This window comes from Methanolacinia petrolearia DSM 11571, assembly GCF_000147875.1.
Lineage (GTDB): Archaea > Halobacteriota > Methanomicrobia > Methanomicrobiales > Methanomicrobiaceae > Methanolacinia > Methanolacinia petrolearia.
On record NC_014507.1, the window covers coordinates 341,647 to 360,758 of the forward strand.

Below are 19,112 nucleotides of genomic sequence, written 5' to 3' on the forward strand. Positions count from 1 at the left end.
CACAGGTGCATAAAGAAAATAATACCCCCGGGCGGATTCGAACCGCCGTTTCCGGCTCCAAAGGCCGGAATGATTGACCACTACACTACGGGGGTCTGTTTAGTCCTTTATCAGTAAAGGCTCTAATAATTTTGGAACTGTGCGGATATAATTATTCTTGAATGCAATATATCATCAGGATGGTTGAAGGGCTCTTGGGCTTCTTTTCAATACAGAAAACCTCTTTTCCATAAGGCGGGAGGAGGGCCCGGTCTCTTTGCCCTCGATATATTCATATTCTGGACAGATTAATTAAATTGTTTATCACTGTTTTTCGATTGGATTAAAAAACTTTAACAGCTTTAGAGCCCAATTTCGATTATATATGAGAATCGCAGGGCACCTGGAGACTGTCAACCGGAATAATGGCGATTTTGTCAGGTTATTCGTGCTCGTGGTGTATTTTCTGGTTGTCGGAATTCTGGCGATATATGCGTTCTCGCCCATTGGAGGGGAGATGGGCTACATCCTCGCCCGTCTTATTCCTCACCTGTTTTATATTCCCCTTGTGCTGACCGCTCTTTGGTATCCCAAGAAGAGGCTGGCGCACTTCATCATTTTTTCTTTGATTTTCTTCTGTCTTATCTCCGGATTCCTGATGAACGGGTGGAGCCTCGATGCCCTGTTTATGGTCTTTACATCTTTCATCTATCTGTGGGTCTTTATCGCCATACTTGCAATTCCGCAGGTCCAGTTGGGAAAAACCGGGGAAGACACGGCATCCGGGGAAAGCATCGCTCCTCCTGCTTTACAGGCGCCTTTAAGTGCCGAATCATCACCGGCACCTGCCGCAAGCGGCGGGAACGCCGGCCTGATTAGACGCACACCGTCAATAGGCCCTTCGCAGATAAACCCTCTTATAGAATCGTTCCGGCATGGCGAGGAGCTGGTGACAAGGAACACCTCGGCGGCCCTCAAGGCGATAGGAGTTCCTGCAATTCCTTATATAGTCAGGGGACTGAAGAGCGATTCTATTCCCGTGAGGGAAAACTGCGCTAGGCTCCTGGGTGAAATGGATGATACCGACTCTATCGACCTGCTCGTTGCGGCTATGGCAGATCCTTCACGCAGGGTGCACAACGCCGCTACCCAGGCCCTTGCAAGGATCGGAGAACCTTCGGTACCAGCCCTGAAGAGAGGTCTTACTAGTGAAAAATGGAAGATCCGGGCAGGTTCCGTAGTCGCCCTGAGAATAATAGGCAGCCATGATGCAGTGCCCCTCCTCACAGGCATGCTGGATGACAGGAGTCATTATGTCCGAAAAGAGGTCGTCAAATCGCTTGCACGTGTCGGACGGGAGGAGAATCTCGATTATCTTGTCGGTATGCTCGGCGACGAGTCACGCGGGGTGAGGCTGGCAGCCGTCGGCGGCCTCGGCCGCAGCGGTAAGGATGAGGCTGTCGAACCGCTTGTCAGGGTTCTGGAAGAGGAAGAGGATGCCGAAGTCCGTATAAGGGCCGTTCATTCCCTGGAACTGATTGGGACTGCCGTCGCGTACGAAGCGATGAGAGTGGCGCTTGATGATAATGATCCCGAGGTCTCTTCAGAGGCCGAAGATATACTTAGACAAAATTATAAGATTTGATTTTTTATTTCAGATCTTCCTGCGTATCGATTTCCACGGGTAGGGGGTCGCAGAGAAGATCAATATCGATATTACCACAGGGATGACGAGGAGTCCGAAGGCTGTTGAGACGTTCGTAATATCGGCAATATACCCGGTAATCGCAACACCCAGTCCGCCTGCGCCAACCGCGAGGCCGAGCATAAGACCTGAGACGGTCCCTGTTCCCTGGGGGGCCATCTCGTGCGACATCGCGACCGTAACCGAGAACGAAGACCAGAGGAGGTAGCCGAACGCCATCAGCGATATCAGGGAGATGATTCCATCGGACATTATGAAGAGTGTGAACGGCAGGATCGAGAGTATAAGGCTTGCAAGGACGTATTCCTTCCGCCCGTATTTATCAGACATTCCCGCTCCTATTACCTGCCCTACGACACCTGCCATGAGCATCCCGGATGTCAGGAGGTTTGCAGTTACAAGGCTCATCCCGGTCTTTGCAAGATAGGTCGGGAGGTATGCAACAGACCCGAAGATTACCCATGCCCTGAAGGCCGATGCCGTCACAAGAAGGGTGATCGGGAGGTATGGGAACTTTGCTTCCGGATCTTTCTTCCCGTTATCTTTGGAGTAACTGTTCTCAAGTTCGGATACGGGGGGAAGCACCTTTCTCAGCAGGGGGACGATTAAAATTCCCGGAATTATTATAAGAGCAAGGCCGTGAAGACCGTAGCTCGCGACCGCGACTCCCGCAAGGATCGGCCCTATGGCGAAGCCGAGGTTCCCTCCGACAACGAACAGCGATGTCAGCCTCCCGCGGTTCGCCCCGGCAGCCATCCTGCTCACAAGACCTAGTGCACTCGGGTGAAAGAACGCATGCCCGAGTGCGCCTATGATTGCAAAGGCGATCAGGAAGTAATAGTCCTCCACAAACCCGATGAAGGACATGAAGAAAGCGGAGATCATCACGCTTACCGCAACCGGCATGCGGATGTTCTTTTTGTCATAAAGCCACCCGACAACCGGCTGTGTGAAGGATGATGAAAGGTTGTATGCAGTGACGATCAAACCTGCAAGAAAATACGAATACCCGTTCTGGAGAATAAGGAGCGGGAGAATTGCGGGCAGAACCGGTGAATAGATGTCGTTCACCATGTGGGCTGCCGAGAGCCCTAGTATAGAGCGTGTAGTTTTCTCCATTTCTGTGTTATATTTTAGTAATCCGGATTATTTCAACCCTGATCTCAAGACTGTCCTTCCTGTGGTGCGCGAAGGTCCTTTTAATCGGAAAGTCGCATCTTACAGTCTCATCGATCACGCCCCTTCCGCTGATATAGGATCTTATGAACGGGGTGCTGCCCTCGTTGAATATCCCGTAGGTTACACCGGCGCATTTGAGAGCCTTGTCGATAAACGGCCTGTCGGCATATTTTTTCTGGGCGCCGAACGGGGGATTCATGACGGCGGTGTCGAAGCTTCTGCAATTGAAATCCGGGATGTCGCTTACAACAAAATCGGCCGTTACTCCAGCTCTTTCTGCGTTCCTGTAAGCTGCCGCAACGGCGGCGGGATCGATGTCCGCTCCAGTGACCTGCTCAGCGCCGAGAAGAGCCGCACCGCATGCAAAGATGCCTGTTCCGCATCCGAGATCGAGGACAGACCGCCCTTCGATATCTCCTTTCATATATGCATGGTAGAGAAGTCTCGCGGCGACAACAGGAGGTGTCATGTACTGTTCGAGAGCAGGGTCGGGATTTTCGAACGCCTCGAATCCTTCAAGGAGCATCTCGAGTTTTCTGAGTTTCATATGCCGCCCTCCTCACGTGATCTCGTCGATTTCGAACTCTTCCCATTCCCTGGCACCGCAGACGATCTCAAACTCCTGCGGGGAGAGAACCGGAACCGGGAATCTTGCCTGGTCGTCATATGCAAGCCTCGGGCATGCCGTATTGACGTAGACATCATACCCGAAGTTCAGGAGGGCGTCCGGTGTGATCTCGCCGATCTCGATTATGTCGGCCTTGTCCGAGAGAACTTCAAGCTTTCTTGCGAGCTCCTCTCTCCTCTGCCCTGATTTTTTGCTCAGGAGTATCCCGAAGCTCCGTGCCTCCTTCGCCTTTTCGATAAGTGCATGCCTCTTTATGAGCATGCGGCGTTCGTCCGGGATCTCGGTTCTGCCTGTGTAGGGATCGAATGCTACGACTCTCGCACCGGTCGCAAGGTGCACTCCGAGCGGATGAAAAAGCCCCGTTCCGATATAGACGATCTCGCTGCATCCTGTATTTTTTGCAGCTTCAAATGTGCACCCGAGAACCTGGCCCTTAAACGGTGTTCTCTCGCTTCCTGCAGCGATTACACATTCGATGCCGCGATCACTGAAAAATTGTATGATATCGTCCAGCAGGTGGACATGCTGGATTGTGGTAATCAGTCCGACTCTTCTGGATTCGATCGAGGTTATGGCATCCTCCAGCTGGGAGATGTCGAAATCCTGGCTGAAGTACTCGAAGATGACGTTCTCTCTTTCGTCCACGGGAGCGTGCCCGATATGGATGAGAATATCGGAGTTTTTCAACAGGTCAAGGTCGAGATCGCAGGCACCCCAGCACGGTTCGCCCGAGATTACGATCTCGTAGCCCGCTCTCCTGAGGGCTTCCGAAATCCCATGGGCCTTTCTTTTCAGTCCCTCCGGGAACTGGAGAGCGACCTTCCGCACAGGCCTCTCTTTCTCTTTTTCCTTTAACAGTGAGAGAATTCTTACAGTCAGATCTTCTGGTTGTGCCTGAACACTCTCAGTAGTTCTTTTTGATGACATTCACACCGGTTTCGTCGACATCGATCTCGACGAGGTATTTGTACGGCCTGCCGATGTCGCATTCGCCGCGTTTGATCACAACAAGAACGTCGACAACCTCGGCATTCTTCTGTTCGAGTCCTTTGAGGAGAGCCTTCATAGTTCCTCCGGTCGAGAAGACATCGTCAACTATTACGACACGGTCACCTTCTTCAATTCCGTTTAAGTAGAGTTCACCCTTCGAATAGCCGGTCGTCTGGTGAAGCGGAAGTTCCCCGGGGAGTTCGTATTTTCTCTTCCTGACTATTGTCAGGGGGAGGTCGGTTATCAGCGAGAGCGCCACGCCGATATGTATGCCCATCGCCTCTGCGACAACCAGTTTGTCCGCATGATCCAGATCGAGGTTCCTGAGCATGAGTGCAGCAACCTCCCTGAGGAGTTCAGGTTCGACGATCGGGACTCCGTCGCTGATGGGGTGGATAAAATAGTTGTATTCTCCTCTTTTTACGATGGGGCATTTTTCCAGTGATTCCACGAGTTTGTTGAACATTACATCTCACCAACGTCTTTTAAAAATTCTTCAAGTGTCTCCCTTGTTATATGCGGCATGCATACCGTTCTCATGTGCCCGTGCCGTGTCCTCGATACGATCCATCCGTCCGGAGTTTCATCGCAGGAGAAAGATGCGACATTTACCGAAGGCTGTACTGCAACGGGATGCCCGAGCTCTTCCATTCCCCTGATGAGGAAGCGTGTGTTCTCCATGCACCTTTCGACGACTTCAATCATACCTTTTCGCCCGAGATGATCGAGGACCGCGAGCGCTCCCGCCACCGGGCCTCCGGGTCTTGTCCCGCAGAGCGTGCATTCCTTCTTTACTGTAAGGTATGGGGTGTCCACCTCTGTCGACCTGAAAAAGTCCGGGTTCCTGACCATGATACACCCGCACGGTATCGTGGACATCCCCATCTTGTGCGGATCGACGGAGATGCTGGATACTCCGTCGAGCCTGAAGTCGAAAGGAGGCGATCCCTTGATGAACGGGAGGACAAGCCCGCCGAACGCCGCATCGACATGCAGGAAGAGATCCCTGTCCAATGCGATATCCGAGAGGTGCTCTATCGGGTCGACGGTTCCATACTCCGTCGTTCCGGCGACACCCACCATTCCTATGGTATTTCCGTCGATCAGGTCTTCCATTCTTTCAGTATCGACGATGTACTTTTCTGTCGACGGGGCCTGCCGCATCTCTATTGAAAGAATGTCGCATGCCTTCTCAAAAGAGAAATGTGCTGATTCGGGAATTATCACATTCGGGCTCTTTTTACCTGCATTCTCCCTTGCGATCCTGAGAGCCTGTATATTCGATTCGGTTCCTCCGGATGTTGCATAACCGCACGCTTCGGGGAGACTCATCAGGCTTCCCAGTCTTTCGATAAGTTCTGCCTCAAGCGAGGCGGTTCCCATAAAAAGTCCCGGGTCTCCAAGATTGGATTCGATAAAAATGTTGTGCGCCCTGACCGCCACCGGGTGCGGAATCGAGCACATCGACGAGAGCACCTTCCGGTAGCTCCTGTCTTTCTCCTTTATCGAGGAGAGATGCCGGAACAGTTCGTCTTCCCGGAGTCCGTCTTCCAGCATCTGAAGTTACTTCCTTGCAGCATCGAGCAGGATCTTCTTTTCGGTGCGTGCAGCTGTCTCGCGGATCTTCTGCACCGCATCGATGTTTGCCGAGACACTTGTGATTCCCGTCTCGACGAGCCACTTCACCATCTCGGGATCCGATCCTGCCTGTCCGCAGATCGAGCACTCGACTCCTCCAGCCCTGCATTTCTCTATTGCGTATTTTATTAACTTCAGGACAGCCGGGTGCTTGGGCTTGTACATATCCGCGACGTTCTGGTTGTTCCTGTCGATTGCGAGCGTGTACTGGATCAGGTCGTTTGTTCCGAACGAAGCGAAGGCGATTCCCTCTTTGATGAAATCATCGATTAGTATTGCACTTGAGGGTATCTCGATCATTATTCCGAGAGTTTTGTTATCCACATCCACTCCGAATTCACGCATGAGCTCCTTTGCAGCTACGAATTCGTCGGGGTGGCCGACGAGCGGGAACATAATGCCGAGATTGTCGTACCCCTGTTCCCAGAGTCTCTTGAATGCCTCTATCTGGAGCCTGAACTGGTCTTTGCTCTGGAGATCGCGGCGGATTCCGCGCCACCCGAGCATAGGGTTGTGCTCCTCGGGCTCGTCCTCTCCGCCCTTCATGTTGCGGAATTCATCCGTCGGTGCATCGATCGTCCTGACCCAGACCGGTTTTCCGGGGAACTCGTCCATGACAGTCTTTATACCGACATAGAGTTCGTTTATGAAGTCCTCTTCCTTCTTGTTCCTGATGAACCAGCCGGGAGTCTTTCCGAGACCCAGGATGAGGTGTTCGATCCTGAGCAGGCCTACACCGTCTGCGCCGGTGGCAGCCGCCCTCTTGGCTGCTTCGGGAAGGGATACGTTGACCTTTATGCTCGTTGCTGTAATAATCGGGGCTGAAGAAACGGCAACTCCTGCAGGAGCAGCTGCCGCAGGCACGGCACTCTCCGGTATCGAGATCCTGCCTTCATAGACGAGACCCTTCTCTCCGTCGACCGAGACCACCTGGCCGTCGATGAGAATGCTTGTTGCCTTCTTCGTTCCTACGGCCGCAGGTGTCCCGAGTTCACGGCTTACAATCGCTGCATGGCATGTCATTCCGCCTTCGTCGGTAATAATTGCCGCTGCCTTCCTCATTGCAGGGACCATGTCCGGGTTGGTCATCTTTGCGACCATAATGTCCCCGGTGTTGACCTTGCTCAGGTCCTTTGTCGATCCGACGATTACAACTTTTCCTGTTGCGATTCCCGGGGACGCCCCCTGCCCCTCGAGTATGATATTTCCGCTTCCTTCCACCTTTTCACCCTTTTTAGTAGTAGCTGTGCCTTTTATGGTTGTTATAGGGCGGGACTGGAGAATGAAGATCTCATCTCCTACTATACCCCACTCGACATCCTGCGGGACGCCGTAATGCTCTTCCGATATCTTTGCAAACTTTGCCAGCCTTGCTATCTCGGCGTCGGAGAGAACCGCTGTCTTCTGCCTCTCGTCAGGTACCCTGATCTCCTTTGTGCCGTGCGTTCCGTCAGGAAGGATCTCGATCTCTTTCGTTGCGATATAACGGTCGATTACGCGCCCGGACCTGCTGTCATAGACATAATTATCGGGAGAGACCATCCCTGATACGACAGCCTCCCCGAGACCCCATGATCCTTCAATTATCGTTGTCGGCTCTCCGGTCACCGGATGGGAGGAGAACATGACGCCCGATTTTTCGGAATATACAAGTTTCTGGACGACCACTGCGATATCTACTGCACTGTGGTCGAAACCCTGCTTTACCCTGTAGTATATCGCTCTCGCGCCATATAGCGAGGCCCAGCATTTCTGAAGAGACTCGATGAGGTTCTTCTCGCCTGAAATATTGAGATAAGTCTCCTGCTGCCCGGCAAAACTTGCATCAGGCAGGTCCTCTGCGGTTGCGCTCGACCTTACCGCGACAACCGCATCGTCGCCCATCTTATCGTATGCAGAAATGGTCTCGTTTCTGATATCTTCAGGCATCTTTGCGGACATCACGATCTCTTTCACTTTTTCCGCTACGTTTTCTAAAAGATCCGAATCTTCAACGTCGATATCTTTGAGAGTGGAAAAGATCTTTTCGTCTATTCCCGATGTTACAAGGAATTTTCTGAATGCCTGTGCAGTCACGACAAATGCAGGCGGAACAGGAAGGCCCACCGCTGTCATTTCGCCTAAAGAGGCTCCTTTTCCCCCTACAGACGGAATATCTTCCTTTTTAATATCTGCTAACCACAGAATATCTGGCATTTTGCTCATGCTGAAAAACCACCCGGTAACAGGTTGTGTAAATATCTTGAACTACAAGGATAATTTATGTTTGCTAACTGGTGCCGGGCGTGGCGGGAGAAAAATATCAAGATATAATATGTAGAAATAATTACGGGGATTATCAAGTGACATATAAAGTGCTGGTCAGCGACCCGCTGGCAGATGAAGGAATAGAGATCCTTCGCGGCTTCTGCGAAGTGGATATCAATACAGGCCTCTCCGAAGACGAACTTATAAAGATAATCGGCGATTATGACGGCCTTCTTGTAAGAAGCGGCACGGAAGTTACCGCGAATGTGATCGAAGCTGCAGCAAAACTGAAGTTTATCGGAAGGGCAGGTGCCGGTGTAGACAATATCGATACCAATGCGGCAACCCAGCGCGGCATCATCGTTGCCAATGCTCCTGCAGGAAACACCCTTGCAGCATGCGAGCACACCCTTGCCATGATGGCCTCTCTTGCGAGAAAGATCCCTCAGGCGACCGCCTCGGTAAAGAGGGGTGAATGGAAGAGATCGGCCTTCATGGGTGTCGAGCTGAATGAAAAGACGCTCGGTATAGTAGGATTCGGCAGGATCGGGCAGGAGCTTGCAAGGCGTGCAATCGCTCTCGATATGAAGGTCGTGGCATACGACCCGTATATCAACGAGGAGAGGGCCAAAGAGCTCGGCGTCGAGGTAATGACCCTCGATCAGCTCTTCCCTGTTGCCGACTTCATTACAGTCCACACGCCTCTTATCAAGGAGACGAAGCACCTCATCAACAAGAAGTCCATCGCAGTCATGAAGGATGGCGTCAGGATCATCAACTGTGCACGCGGAGGCATAATCAACGAATCCGATCTTTATGATGCGATAGTTGCAGGAAAGGTTGCGGGTGCGGCGCTCGACGTATACGAGAACGAACCGCCGAAGGACTCGAAGATCATAACTCTCGACGAGGTCATAACGACACCGCATCTCGGTGCGTCGACTGTTGAAGCCCAGCTGAATGTCGCAGTCTCGGTTGCGAAGCAGTGCATCGAGGTTCTTAAGGGCGGATCGGCCAAGTTCGTTGTAAACGCCCCGATGATCTCTCCCGATCAGCAGGACAGGATCGATCCTTATGTGAAACTTGTCAGGAATATGGGAAGCCTTCTCATACAGCTTGTAGAGGGAAGGATCGAATCCGTAGAGATCGAGTACGGCGGAAAAGCGGCTGAATTCGGAAGCGGTTCTAAATATATCACAAGAATGGCCCTTAAGGGAATCCTCGATCCGATCCTCCAGACGCCGGTCAATATCGTCAATGCAGAACTGGCGGCAAAGGAGAGAGGCATCAGGGTTTCCGAAGTTATCACTGACAAGTCACTTGGATTTACTAACCTTGTCACAATATCGATAAAGACGGACAAGATGTCCGAGACAGTAAGCGGAAACGTATCTTCCCCGGAGAAACTCAGAATTGTAAAGATCGGCGAGTACATGACCGATATGACTCCCGGAGGAGATGTAGTCATCTCAAGGCATCATGATGTCCCCGGTGTTATCGGGCATTTTGCAACGATCATCGGAAAGTACGGCGTAAATATTGCGGGCATGCAGGTAGGAAGGAACCAGCCCGGCGAAGAGGCGGTAATGGTCCTCAATGTGGATTCCGAGGTCCCCCAGGAGGCGATGGACAAGATCCTGAAGATTGAAGGAGTTTACACCGCCAAATACGCTCATATATAATCAAAAATCATTTTTTATCGATCTTTTTCTAAACGAACGAAATACGGATGGAGTGCTTTTTTTAGTGGTAAATGAAATACCAGTCATGGTTAGATTATCTGGGATTTGGTATATATGAGAATAATATCCTTTCTTTCCGCGATGGTGTCTTTATCGGCACTCCTGAAGACCACTTACGACAGGCTGTATGCGGCTGAGGATACTCAGCCCGAAATGGAAAGTCCCCTCCATGCCCGGTTCAGGAAAACGATCGAGAGCATGGAGAAGCTCATGGAGAGCATCTACATCGCGTTCGGGTCATCTGTTCTTGGAATGGTCATCGATCCACCTGATCCCCTCTGGCAGGCAGACCAGGTGTTCAATGAATTTCTGAGAAGCTACAGGGATTTTGTAGGGGAGTTCCGCGGACTTATAGCAGAGATCCGAAACAGCGGTGAAGATGTCAGGAATAAACTCGGAAGCGAATGGATCACGCTTGACAATCTTGGCAGGCTCTTTGATAAGGGCAGGATCGAGTGGGATGAAGTTGCATCTGAAGGAAGCCTTAAGATCGCCGATCCCGTCATGAACAACCCCCGGCGGTTTAACAATCACCTTGTCGGCAGATTCAGGGAATTTTTGAAGGATGAGATGGATATACATGATTTTGAACCTGTCGATCTCATCTCGTCACTGCTCCGGGAGAACGAGCTGATCAGTATTGCCGGGGCGCGTCTGATGCGTTTCATCGATGGTGAGGATCAGAAATAACTCATCTTTATTACTGTTACAGACTTTTCTGCTCTTAAATTCTCTGAATATAAAATTTTAGTTTTTTTGCCTTTTCATCGGCCTGGCTGGTTTGATGAAAGTTTATAAATACTTTTAGTAGATATCTTTTTACTAAATGTAAAGTATATTATACCAAATCTCAGGGTTCACTGTGTGCATCCTGTTGTTAGGATCAGGATTTGCCCAATGTGTAACTCCTGATCTTTTAGCTGAAATGGAAAGTAGGTTTTCAGATATGAAAAGAATAAACATATTTCTAATATTATTGGTTTTGTTTGCTGCAATCCCGTTTATTGCAGCAGCAGATGACAGCGAAGATTCATCCTATACGGATGTAACCGTAACCTCAGTCGAATACGATCCTGAAGTCTTTATGCCCGGAGATGAGGGAACAATCACTATAACTGTAAAGAATACAGGGGATGAAAGTGTAACCATCAGCAGGGCTGAGATTTATTCCCAGGATGTAACAAACCTCAATGATGAGGCATATGATACTGTTGGAGCATTGGGTGCAGGAAACTCAATGGAATTTACCTTCAATGTGAAGGCGCCTCTGAAAGAGGGCATTTATTATCCGAGATTTTATCTTGATTTCTACGGTTCAAGCGGTCTCTCATACAATGTGCCGGTAAAAGTGGATGACACGGGATTAACCATCTCGGTTATCAACTCGCCTGATGCATGGCAGGAAGATGTGTCGAAGTCCATCCAGATCCGGGTAGGAAATCCAAGTCAGGTGACTGCAGACGGTGTAATAATATACGCATCCGGCGACGGGATAGAATCAGATCAGACGAGCTTTTTCGTAGGTGCACTCGAACCGAACGAATATGTGGATGTTACATTCGAGATTACTCCGTCAAAGGAGACGACACTGAAACTGAATGCCGAATGGAATAACGGTATGAATTCGCATACGTCCGAGATATCCGTTCCTGTAGAATTCGGAGAGGATACGACCGGTGCCGATCTGGTCATCAACAATGTCGAGGTCTCCGGAGGAACGGTGACAGGTGATGTCTCAAATGCAGGACTTGAAGATGCCTATTCGGTTATTGTGACCGTGGGATCTCCTGCAGAAGCTATAGAGCCGTATAAGCAGTATGTTCTCGGTTCGCTTGAGTCAGACGACTTCTCAAGCTTTGAAGTCACATATTCCATTCAGGGAAGCAGTTCTTCGTTCCCGCTTGTAATCACATGGAAGGACGAGAACGGAAACACGTACTCATCCGAATATACTGTTTCAGCTTCCTCATCGGGCATGGCTGTTGAGGGTGATGATTCTGCTTCATCCGGCGGAGCACCATCTGGAATGGGCAGCGGCGGTCCCAGTGGCGGCGGAATGGGTATGATGGGTATGAGCGGTGCAGGTTTTGCCAATATGCCCATTGCCGAGATAATCATTGGCCTGATTATTGTAATTGGCCTTGTAGTCGCATGGAAGAAGGGATACCTTGCAAAGGCAGTCAAAGTCGTGAAGGAGAAGCTGAATAAAGGAGACAGGAAGTAGGAGGTGAAATCAATGACCGACAGGCCGGTTATCAAACTGGAGAATGTCACAAAGGTCTATTCCCTCCCTACGGATGATGTAATTGCCCTGGATAATATCAACCTTGAGGTAAAGAAAGGTGAATTCCTGGCCATTATGGGTACATCCGGTTCGGGGAAATCGACCCTTCTTAACCAGATAGGCTGCCTTGACGTTCCTACATCGGGCAATCTATATATCGACGGAAGAAGTGTCAGGGATTTGAATGACAATGAACTGACCGACCTTCGCCGTGATAAGATAGGATACATCTTCCAGAACTTCAACCTGATCCCCCTTCTTGATCTTTGTGAGAACGTGGAGTATCCGCTGATTCTCAAGTACAAAAAGAGGGACGATACAGGCCGCCCAAAGAAACTGCTTGAGATGGTTGGTCTTGACGAGACGAGAGTATGGCATAAACCCAATGAGATATCGGGTGGTCAGAGGCAGAGGGTCGCAATTGCAAGAGCTCTTGTGAACGATCCGGCAATCCTTCTCTGCGACGAACCGACCGGAAATCTGGATTCAAGGACCAGTGTCCAGATTATGGATATGATAACTGATCTTCATAAAGAGGGCAGGACTATCGTGATGGTGACACACGAACCCGATATCGCAAATTATGCCGAGAAGACGATCGTTATGGGAGACGGGAAGATAATCTCAGAGGGAAGGGGATTCTCATGATCTTTGGTGATATCTTCTTTGACCTCTCTGTAAGGAATGTCAGACTGAACTTCCTGAGATCGCTTCTTGCGGCGATAGGTATAGTCATTGGAGTAGTAGCCATCACCTCAATCGGAATAATGGGTGCGAACATGACCCTCTCCATCACCGCAGAACTGTCCGAAAGCGGAAATGTCATCATGATATCTCCCGATTCCGGTGGCGGCGGTGGTGGCATGATGGGCGGCGGTGGCTCAGATGATGAGGACGAATATATCGATAAGACCCAGCTTCGGAAGATTGAGCAGGTTGCGGCAACAGGAGATAATCTTGTTGTTCCATTATATACCACGAGTGAAAACATCGAAGTGGGAGGAGAGGAAGGAAGGGCCACAATATATGGTATTGATATGACTCTTGTCCCTGATCTTGTTGATATAGAAGAGGGATCTATGCCTCTTAGTACAAGCGGAGTTCTTGTCGGTTCGAGCCTTGCGGAGAGATATGATCTGGTAGTCGGCAGCAGGATTAAGATCGGAGACGAGGATGTCGAAGACGATGATGATGTTCCTCAGTTCACTGTTCGTGTGACAGGTATACTGGAAGAGAAAGGAATGTCCTCTGATCTGAGTACTGATAATGCTATAATCATGGATGAAGACCTGTATACCGCACATCTTGGCAGCGAATATGAGTATGACCAGGTGAATATTATTGCCGGTGATATAGACGATATCGAAGAACTTGAGGACGACCTTGACTATGCTCTGAATTACAGGGAAGATGAGGTACGTATACAGGACTCTGGTTCGATGATCGATACGATCTCGGAGACAGTCGGTACTATGACATCGTTTATGTCGGCAATAGGTGCAATCTCGCTTCTTGTAGCGGCGGTGTCGATATTCAACGTAATGATGATGTCGGTCACCGAGAGGATCAAGGAGATAGGTATTCTGAGGAGTATAGGTACCAGGAGGAGCGAGATCAGAAAGATGTTCCTCTATGAATCCTTAATTCTCGGAGTGGTAGGTGCAGGCATTGGTGCCGTTGCGAGTTTCATCGGCGGGTACATCCTTACGTATGGAATGATTGGAACAACCGATTATTTCTTCACGTTTAGCAGCCTTATGTATGTCCCGCTCGGAATGGTTCTCGGAATTGTGATATGCGTTCTCTCGGGTGTATATCCGGCATACAGGGCGTCTTGCCTTGACCCTATAGAGGCATTGAGGTCGGAGTAAACCCCGGGGATTACATAATCCCTTTTTTAAATTCTTTTTTAATTTTTCATCATTGAATAGAGTATTTTACGTCTGTTATTTTGTTCTCTCTCCAGGTCTTATTTCCTTGCTCAGCTAAATAACCGGGTGGGGAACTGATGTAAATGGTACGAGACCCTTCCTATAATCGGGTTGAGGCATTCTACAACGACATATTTGGGGTATTCAATAATAAAAAGCTGGAAAATTAAAGGAACAGAAGAATCAGGGTGACTTGTTGGTGGATAAACAGATCCTGGAGTTCATCCTTCGTAGACGAACACTTCCTCGATCTTTACATTGAAATATTTTGCAATCTTAAATGCCAGGTCCAGTGAAGGGTCGTATTTCCCTTTCTCGATTGCGAGAATTGTCTGCCTTGTCACTCCAAGCTCTTTTGCAAGCCCCTCCTGGGTCAGGTCATGCATAGCACGAAAAACCTTAATCCGATTCTTCATCGGAATCATATCCTCCGTATTTGGTGTTGTAGTAGATCCTGAATGCGACGAAGAGGAAGATGATTCCTACAAGCATTATGAGTTGGCTGAATACGGGTCCGAATATGAGTCGGCGGACATCTCTCTCAAAATCTATGAACCTTATGATCATTGTAAGAAGTATGGAGAAGGTCAGTATCCAGAAGATTTGGAGAGTTCTCAATGCTGATTTATAGTTTACAAGTGCAAGTCTCTCGTCCGTCATTCCGGGTTCGACTGTATTCACCTGCTCAAGGATAAAGTAGGCAATAATTATTCCTGCAGCAAGAGCGATAGTAGTTAATTCCGTTGCGGGAGGGCGGTTGTAATCCGCAGCCCACCAAATAATTCCTATCTCAATCAGGGCAATAAAAGCCACTATTATGTAAGAGGTATTCCTTTTCAGTGAGAGCTTCATATCGATCACGGCAAGATTCTCTACAATATGTAGGTTTAATTTTACATTATTATTTGTTTTGTATCAGATAAGAGAACGTATCGATGTAAAACTAAAAAATACCTTTCTATTTGTGCAGTTCATCTATACGGATGTCCTGCGAAGATAACCTGTATCCAGCTGCGTTAAAGGGTTGACCTGCGTTCTGTCTTTCATATGCAGCTTTTATCTTTTTTGAATTCTTCAATGCGGTTATCCCATGAATCCTGCTGCGAGGAAAAGTGCCGTGAAGAAGAGCAGAAACATCGCCGTAACTCCTGCTGCCTGTAGAGTGGTTTTTTTATTGTGTTCTGTCATCAGATAATCTATGCACTTCTATATATTTTACATATTTCATTTGATCATACTGGAGTGATATATTCAGATTTCATATTCTATTTAATATTATATTCAACACAGGCCTGAAAAATGGATTTTTATTCCTTTTTAATGGATTTTCAGGTCTTTTTTATTCGAGCGCCTTTTTTTGTCGCCGATATGATTGTCTCTATTTCGCTATATAATGGTTCTTCCATCCCGCGTTTTTTTGATCCCGTGATCGGTTGCAATTATCTGGAGGTCCGGGTTTATGCCGAGGGATTTGATCTTCTTCTTCCCGCAACAGTCTCCGTATCCGTCGAGTGCAAGGATCGTGTCGAATTTATCTTGTGGATTTTTTTAAGAGCCCCGGGCCTTCCTGCTTCAATACATTTGTCGATCTTTCCCGGGCAGCGGTTCATGGGGGTTAGCCCGGCCTGTGTCGTCAGTTTGCCTGTGTTTGAGACGCCGGAGCATGTGATGATGGTAATGCCCATGATTCCTGAAACCTTTTTATTCGGAATTCTTTTTTCCCTTGCCTTCCCAGCAGGCGGAGACTGCTGTCTCGACATCATCATCCAAGTAGGATTTTGAAGGGCCTTTTGTGATGCCGAGTTCTGTCATGATAAGATGTTGAGACACCGGGACATCGTTTGTATCTGCAATCTTTTTTGCACAGTTCATCGGGCACCCGTCGAGCACGACAACTCCGCCGGTATCTTTTGCTCTTTTTATGAGGCCTTTTTCTCCTGTCGCGAGGAGTGCAGTGCATGCGATCTTTCCGAATCCTTCTTCAGTTAGCTGGATTGCCGCAAGGTTTGTGATCTGGCCTGTATTCGCCTGCCTGGCACAGGGAAAAATGATCCTTTCGGGTTCTTTTCCGCCACACGAGCAGGAGCATTTTTGTTCGTCCGGCAACTTACTGCGCCTCATCAAGTATCTTTTTCAGTTCGGCAACATCGGCAACCCTTCCGGAGACCTTGATCTCCCCGTTGACAGCTACTGCGGGGGTGAGCATTACGCCCCGGTTGATTATCTCTTCGATATCCTTTATTTTTTGGATATCGGCGGGAATGCCGCTCTCTGCGACTGCCTTTTCAACGTTCTTCATTTGTCGTTTGCATTTCATGCAACCTGTTCCGAGGACTTCTATCTTCATTTTTTCACTTCCTGTTTTCATATTCTTTAAACAATGCAATCTTGTATTTTGTTTCTGCTGCGTCGGGGATGTAGTTGTAAATCCTGACCTTTTTGAGAAGAGTCTCGGTAATCTCTGTTTTGCTCCGCAGGTCTGTCTGGCGGACTTCGGCGATAATCTCTTCAAGCATCGTTATGCCGACTACCGTACCCTCAACATCGATCTGTTTAACGCGCCTCATTGCATCTGCGGCGCAGCATGGTATGTCTTTATTGGTCATCTTTGGATCACCCGATTATCATTCCGTATATAATTCCTGCAATTGCAGACGATAGTATCACAAGAACAGCATAGGCTGCTGTCTTCTTTGCTCCCATAATCCTTGATATCACAAGGAGCGACGGGAGACTTACGCTGGGCCCTGAGAGGAGGAGGGCGAGTGCCGGCCCTCCTGCCATAATTCCGCTCGTATAGCCGAAGGTCGTCCCTATGACGGGAACTTCAAGCAGCGTCGGCATGTAGAGGATCGTTCCGACTATTGCTGCAAGAAGGCTTGATGCGAACGAATTCGTCCCGAAGAACGGGCTGAAAGTCTCGGGCGGGATGAAGTACGAGATCATCCCGAGGATGAATGTTCCCGCAATCAGTATGGGAAAGATCTTTTTTGTCAGGTCCCATGTCTCCAGCCCCCATTCCGAAACCTCGTCTCTCTCGAAGAAGTAGATTGCCAGCACGGCAATGCCGATGGTGAGTGCATAGATTACAGGGAATTTAATCATCCAGTCTGCCTGTGCTGTACCGGCGATCAGGATTCCTACCAGGAATACGAAGAAGAGCGGGACTACCCACCTTGGGCGATCTGTTTCTCCACCGGCCGGAACTGACGGCATTGCGATCATATTCTTTTTTGTCTCCTCATCATGCGACCTGAAAATGGCCGCCATTATAAGGCCGATGATTATCGCCATTGTGATTGCAAATGCGGCTCTTGCTACTCCGAGATCAAAGCCGAGCACATTTGCCGTGTAGACGATCGCGAGGATGTTGATCGCAGGTCCTGCGTAGAGAAAGGTTGTTGCAGGCCCGATCCCGCTTCCGCGTTTGAAAAGGCCTGCAAACATCGGGAGGATCGTGCACGAACAGACTGCGAGCACCGTTCCGGAGATCGATGCAAGGCCGTATGCTATGCTTTTCCTGGCATCGGGACTGAAATATTTCAATATCACTTCTTTCTTTACAAATGCGGCGATTGCCCCGGCGATAAAGAAAGCGGGAATCAGGCAGGTGAGAACATGATCTGCGAGGTATCCTGCGAGGGTATTCCAGCCGACTATAAATGATCCGATAATTGCCTCAATCATCTTTTTCTTCTCCGGTTTTCTCCTCTCTCTTCACAGGTTGGAGGAGTTTCAAATTTATTTGAATTAGTCTTTGATTATGTTGCACATATACTTTGCCATTTCAACGTTTTTTGAAATGGTTTAGCTCTTTTTTTCATCGGGAGAATACCGGTGTTTATATATCGGGTGTAATTTCATATTCCTTTTAACTGGAGATCGGTTAATGGAGAAGAAATGCAGCTGCTCTGAAGAAACCATGTCGCTTCCGGATGAGATTGTCATGTCGCTCCGGAAATATGGCGGGATTGCCGGACTTCTCAAACGTCTGCCTGATGATGAAACGCTTGCTTCATCCGGCGAGATCCACAAAGCGCTTTCTGACCCGATTCGCCTGAAGATAATGTCTATGCTCGGCATCCAGCCGCTCTGTGTCTGTGTTTTGAAGGCCGGTCTTGGAATCGCGGACTCCAGACTTTCTTATCATCTCTCGGTGATGAAGAGGGCAGGCCTGATAGAGGGGGAACAGCAGGGCAACTGGATTATTTACAGTTTGACGGAGGAAGGGGGAAAATGGGTTTTGTAGCGCAATGACCGGGAGTTTAGATAATTCCCGAGTATATCATGTTTTTATCGCTTATCAAACGGATAATGTCTCCGTTTTTAAGTCCATTATTAAAGTCTGTGCTTTTGATAGTTATTTTGTCACCCAAGTCGAATGAATCGCCCTCTAAGTTGTCGTCCGATAAACTGATTGTCTCGGTTGTATGATCGTCTCTGATTGTTACTACTTTCAGATCCGATTTTTTGACCCAGTCTCCTCCCTTGTGCCAAAATTTCAGTTCATGGTTTGTATTGTTGTAGGGTTCCTGTAGGATGTCTATTGAATCGCTTCTTTCTGCCGGCAGGAGGCCGAACAGTGTTACTGAAAAAATGGAAACCAGAAGCACTGCAAGTGCGATCATCATCATCTCACCTATGACTGGTGATAGGGCGCTGTCATCCGGCGGATTATGGTGCATATGTTAATTTACATTTCATTTCGGTTTAAGTTTTGTTGTTTTATATCAATTATTTTTTAAAATTATTCTGACTGTGTCGACACTGTCACTTTTGAATCGCGCGC

At 48.9% G+C, this 19,112-nt stretch carries 22 protein-coding genes and 1 tRNA gene; 7 read left to right on the forward strand and 16 right to left on the reverse strand.

Annotated features, from left to right (window positions below; genetic code table 11):
- Window positions 1–22: 22 nt before the first annotated feature.
- Window positions 23–95 (reverse strand) — tRNA-Gln (locus MPET_RS01690).
- 269 nt (window positions 96–364) lie between these two features.
- Between MPET_RS01690 and MPET_RS01695 the strand changes: the two genes are divergently transcribed.
- Window positions 365–1,624, forward strand: coding sequence for a HEAT repeat domain-containing protein (locus MPET_RS01695; protein WP_013328289.1), 1,260 nt, complete (start codon window positions 365–367; stop codon window positions 1,622–1,624).
- A 9-nt stretch (window positions 1,625–1,633) separates the two neighbouring features.
- Here the strand turns inward: MPET_RS01695 and MPET_RS01700 are convergent, their stop codons facing one another.
- Genes MPET_RS01700 through ppsA form a run of 6 tightly spaced genes read right to left on the reverse strand, consistent with a single transcriptional unit; the run spans window position 1,634 to window position 8,324 of the window.
- Window positions 1,634–2,803, reverse strand: a complete 1,170-nt coding sequence (locus MPET_RS01700) for an MFS transporter (protein ID WP_013328290.1) — start codon at window positions 2,801–2,803, stop codon at window positions 1,634–1,636.
- A 7-nt stretch (window positions 2,804–2,810) separates the two neighbouring features.
- The gene (locus MPET_RS01705; RefSeq protein ID WP_013328291.1) at window positions 2,811–3,410 is read right to left on the reverse strand and encodes an METTL5 family protein; all 600 of its coding nucleotides are present in this window, start codon (window positions 3,408–3,410) and stop codon (window positions 2,811–2,813) included.
- Window positions 3,411–3,422: 12 nt separating this feature from the next.
- On the reverse strand, window positions 3,423–4,418 hold the full coding sequence (gene dph2, locus MPET_RS01710; RefSeq protein WP_013328292.1) for a diphthamide biosynthesis enzyme Dph2: 996 nt from the start codon (window positions 4,416–4,418) through the stop codon (window positions 3,423–3,425).
- On the reverse strand, window positions 4,396–4,947 hold the full coding sequence (gene hpt / locus MPET_RS01715; protein WP_013328293.1) for a hypoxanthine/guanine phosphoribosyltransferase: 552 nt from the start codon (window positions 4,945–4,947) through the stop codon (window positions 4,396–4,398). The genes dph2 and hpt overlap by 23 nt, the downstream gene beginning before the upstream one ends.
- Window positions 4,947–6,038, reverse strand: a complete 1,092-nt coding sequence (gene mfnA / locus MPET_RS01720) for a tyrosine decarboxylase MfnA (protein ID WP_013328294.1) — start codon at window positions 6,036–6,038, stop codon at window positions 4,947–4,949. Before mfnA ends, hpt begins: the two co-directional genes overlap by 1 nt.
- A 6-nt stretch (window positions 6,039–6,044) precedes the next feature.
- Window positions 6,045–8,324, reverse strand: coding sequence for a phosphoenolpyruvate synthase (ppsA, locus tag MPET_RS01725; RefSeq protein WP_013328295.1), 2,280 nt, complete (start codon window positions 8,322–8,324; stop codon window positions 6,045–6,047).
- 137 nt (window positions 8,325–8,461) lie between these two features.
- Between ppsA and serA the strand changes: the two genes are divergently transcribed.
- The 5 genes from serA to MPET_RS01750 all read left to right on the forward strand — a co-directional run bounded on the left by serA (window position 8,462) and on the right by MPET_RS01750 (window position 14,263).
- Window positions 8,462–10,048 (forward strand): phosphoglycerate dehydrogenase, encoded by a 1,587-nt coding sequence (gene serA / locus MPET_RS01730; protein WP_013328296.1) that lies wholly within the window; start codon window positions 8,462–8,464, stop codon window positions 10,046–10,048.
- 114 nt (window positions 10,049–10,162) lie between these two features.
- Complete coding sequence (locus MPET_RS01735) at window positions 10,163–10,798, forward strand: hypothetical protein (protein WP_013328297.1); 636 nt, start codon at window positions 10,163–10,165, stop codon at window positions 10,796–10,798.
- A 256-nt stretch (window positions 10,799–11,054) separates the two neighbouring features.
- Window positions 11,055–12,332 (forward strand): COG1361 S-layer family protein, encoded by a 1,278-nt coding sequence (locus MPET_RS01740; protein WP_013328298.1) that lies wholly within the window; start codon window positions 11,055–11,057, stop codon window positions 12,330–12,332.
- 12 nt (window positions 12,333–12,344) lie between these two features.
- On the forward strand, window positions 12,345–13,040 hold the full coding sequence (locus tag MPET_RS01745) for an ABC transporter ATP-binding protein (protein WP_013328299.1): 696 nt from the start codon (window positions 12,345–12,347) through the stop codon (window positions 13,038–13,040).
- Window positions 13,037–14,263, forward strand: a complete 1,227-nt coding sequence (locus MPET_RS01750; RefSeq protein ID WP_013328300.1) for an ABC transporter permease — start codon at window positions 13,037–13,039, stop codon at window positions 14,261–14,263. The genes MPET_RS01745 and MPET_RS01750 overlap by 4 nt, the downstream gene beginning before the upstream one ends.
- Window positions 14,264–14,544: 281 nt before the next feature.
- Here MPET_RS01750 and MPET_RS01755 read toward each other — a convergent pair whose 3' ends face one another.
- The 8 genes from MPET_RS01755 to MPET_RS01785 all read right to left on the reverse strand — a co-directional run bounded on the left by MPET_RS01755 (window position 14,545) and on the right by MPET_RS01785 (window position 18,010).
- On the reverse strand, window positions 14,545–14,739 hold the full coding sequence (locus MPET_RS01755; protein WP_013328301.1) for a helix-turn-helix transcriptional regulator: 195 nt from the start codon (window positions 14,737–14,739) through the stop codon (window positions 14,545–14,547).
- Window positions 14,723–15,175: a DUF2178 domain-containing protein gene (locus tag MPET_RS01760; RefSeq protein ID WP_013328302.1), complete on the reverse strand. Its 453-nt coding sequence runs from the start codon at window positions 15,173–15,175 to the stop codon at window positions 14,723–14,725. Before MPET_RS01760 ends, MPET_RS01755 begins: the two co-directional genes overlap by 17 nt.
- Before the next feature lie 534 nt (window positions 15,176–15,709).
- Window positions 15,710–15,844: a putative zinc-binding protein gene (locus tag MPET_RS15665; RefSeq protein WP_083773195.1), complete on the reverse strand. Its 135-nt coding sequence runs from the start codon at window positions 15,842–15,844 to the stop codon at window positions 15,710–15,712.
- On the reverse strand, window positions 15,781–16,008 hold the full coding sequence (locus tag MPET_RS01765; RefSeq protein ID WP_048130499.1) for a hypothetical protein: 228 nt from the start codon (window positions 16,006–16,008) through the stop codon (window positions 15,781–15,783). The genes MPET_RS15665 and MPET_RS01765 overlap by 64 nt, the downstream gene beginning before the upstream one ends.
- Before the next feature lie 16 nt (window positions 16,009–16,024).
- Window positions 16,025–16,429 (reverse strand): putative zinc-binding protein, encoded by a 405-nt coding sequence (locus MPET_RS01770; RefSeq protein ID WP_225353840.1) that lies wholly within the window; start codon window positions 16,427–16,429, stop codon window positions 16,025–16,027.
- 1 nt (window position 16,430) lies between these two features.
- Window positions 16,431–16,670 carry a thioredoxin family protein gene (locus tag MPET_RS01775; protein WP_013328305.1) on the reverse strand — a complete coding sequence of 80 codons (240 nt, stop codon included), beginning with the start codon at window positions 16,668–16,670 and terminating at the stop codon, window positions 16,431–16,433.
- A gap of 4 nt (window positions 16,671–16,674) precedes the next feature.
- A complete protein-coding gene (locus MPET_RS01780; protein WP_013328306.1) occupies window positions 16,675–16,929 on the reverse strand; it encodes a hypothetical protein in 255 nt (84 codons plus the stop codon).
- Window positions 16,930–16,936: 7 nt separating this feature from the next.
- Entirely contained in the window at window positions 16,937–18,010 is a 1,074-nt protein-coding gene (locus MPET_RS01785; RefSeq protein WP_013328307.1) for a permease, read from the reverse strand.
- A gap of 202 nt (window positions 18,011–18,212) precedes the next feature.
- On the opposite strand from MPET_RS01785, the gene MPET_RS01790 reads away from it, so the two are divergent.
- Window positions 18,213–18,572, forward strand: a complete 360-nt coding sequence (locus MPET_RS01790; protein ID WP_013328308.1) for an ArsR/SmtB family transcription factor — start codon at window positions 18,213–18,215, stop codon at window positions 18,570–18,572.
- Window positions 18,573–18,588: 16 nt separating this feature from the next.
- On the opposite strand, the gene MPET_RS01795 is transcribed toward MPET_RS01790, so the two are convergent.
- Window positions 18,589–19,008 carry a type IV pilin gene (locus MPET_RS01795; RefSeq protein WP_013328309.1) on the reverse strand — a complete coding sequence of 140 codons (420 nt, stop codon included), beginning with the start codon at window positions 19,006–19,008 and terminating at the stop codon, window positions 18,589–18,591.
- Window positions 19,009–19,112: the final 104 nt, after the last annotated feature.

Coding starts and splice junctions, on each gene's coding strand:
- MPET_RS01695 (WP_013328289.1), top strand. CDS start 365: ATGAGAATCGCAGGGCACCTGGAGACTGTCAACCGGAATAATGGCGAT.
- MPET_RS01700 (WP_013328290.1), bottom strand. CDS start 2,803: ATGGAGAAAACTACACGCTCTATACTAGGGCTCTCGGCAGCCCACATG.
- MPET_RS01705 (WP_013328291.1), bottom strand. CDS start 3,410: ATGAAACTCAGAAAACTCGAGATGCTCCTTGAAGGATTCGAGGCGTTC.
- dph2 (WP_013328292.1), bottom strand. CDS start 4,418: ATGTCATCAAAAAGAACTACTGAGAGTGTTCAGGCACAACCAGAAGAT.
- hpt (WP_013328293.1), bottom strand. CDS start 4,947: ATGTTCAACAAACTCGTGGAATCACTGGAAAAATGCCCCATCGTAAAA.
- mfnA (WP_013328294.1), bottom strand. CDS start 6,038: ATGCTGGAAGACGGACTCCGGGAAGACGAACTGTTCCGGCATCTCTCC.
- ppsA (WP_013328295.1), bottom strand. CDS start 8,324: ATGAGCAAAATGCCAGATATTCTGTGGTTAGCAGATATTAAAAAGGAA.
- MPET_RS01735 (WP_013328297.1), top strand. CDS start 10,163: ATGAGAATAATATCCTTTCTTTCCGCGATGGTGTCTTTATCGGCACTC.
- MPET_RS01740 (WP_013328298.1), top strand. CDS start 11,055: ATGAAAAGAATAAACATATTTCTAATATTATTGGTTTTGTTTGCTGCA.
- MPET_RS01745 (WP_013328299.1), top strand. CDS start 12,345: ATGACCGACAGGCCGGTTATCAAACTGGAGAATGTCACAAAGGTCTAT.
- MPET_RS01750 (WP_013328300.1), top strand. CDS start 13,037: ATGATCTTTGGTGATATCTTCTTTGACCTCTCTGTAAGGAATGTCAGA.
- MPET_RS01755 (WP_013328301.1), bottom strand. CDS start 14,739: ATGAAGAATCGGATTAAGGTTTTTCGTGCTATGCATGACCTGACCCAG.
- MPET_RS01760 (WP_013328302.1), bottom strand. CDS start 15,175: ATGAAGCTCTCACTGAAAAGGAATACCTCTTACATAATAGTGGCTTTT.
- MPET_RS01765 (WP_048130499.1), bottom strand. CDS start 16,008: ATGGGCATTACCATCATCACATGCTCCGGCGTCTCAAACACAGGCAAA.
- MPET_RS01775 (WP_013328305.1), bottom strand. CDS start 16,670: ATGAAGATAGAAGTCCTCGGAACAGGTTGCATGAAATGCAAACGACAA.
- MPET_RS01780 (WP_013328306.1), bottom strand. CDS start 16,929: ATGACCAATAAAGACATACCATGCTGCGCCGCAGATGCAATGAGGCGC.
- MPET_RS01785 (WP_013328307.1), bottom strand. CDS start 18,010: ATGATTGAGGCAATTATCGGATCATTTATAGTCGGCTGGAATACCCTC.
- MPET_RS01790 (WP_013328308.1), top strand. CDS start 18,213: ATGGAGAAGAAATGCAGCTGCTCTGAAGAAACCATGTCGCTTCCGGAT.
- MPET_RS01795 (WP_013328309.1), bottom strand. CDS start 19,008: ATGCACCATAATCCGCCGGATGACAGCGCCCTATCACCAGTCATAGGT.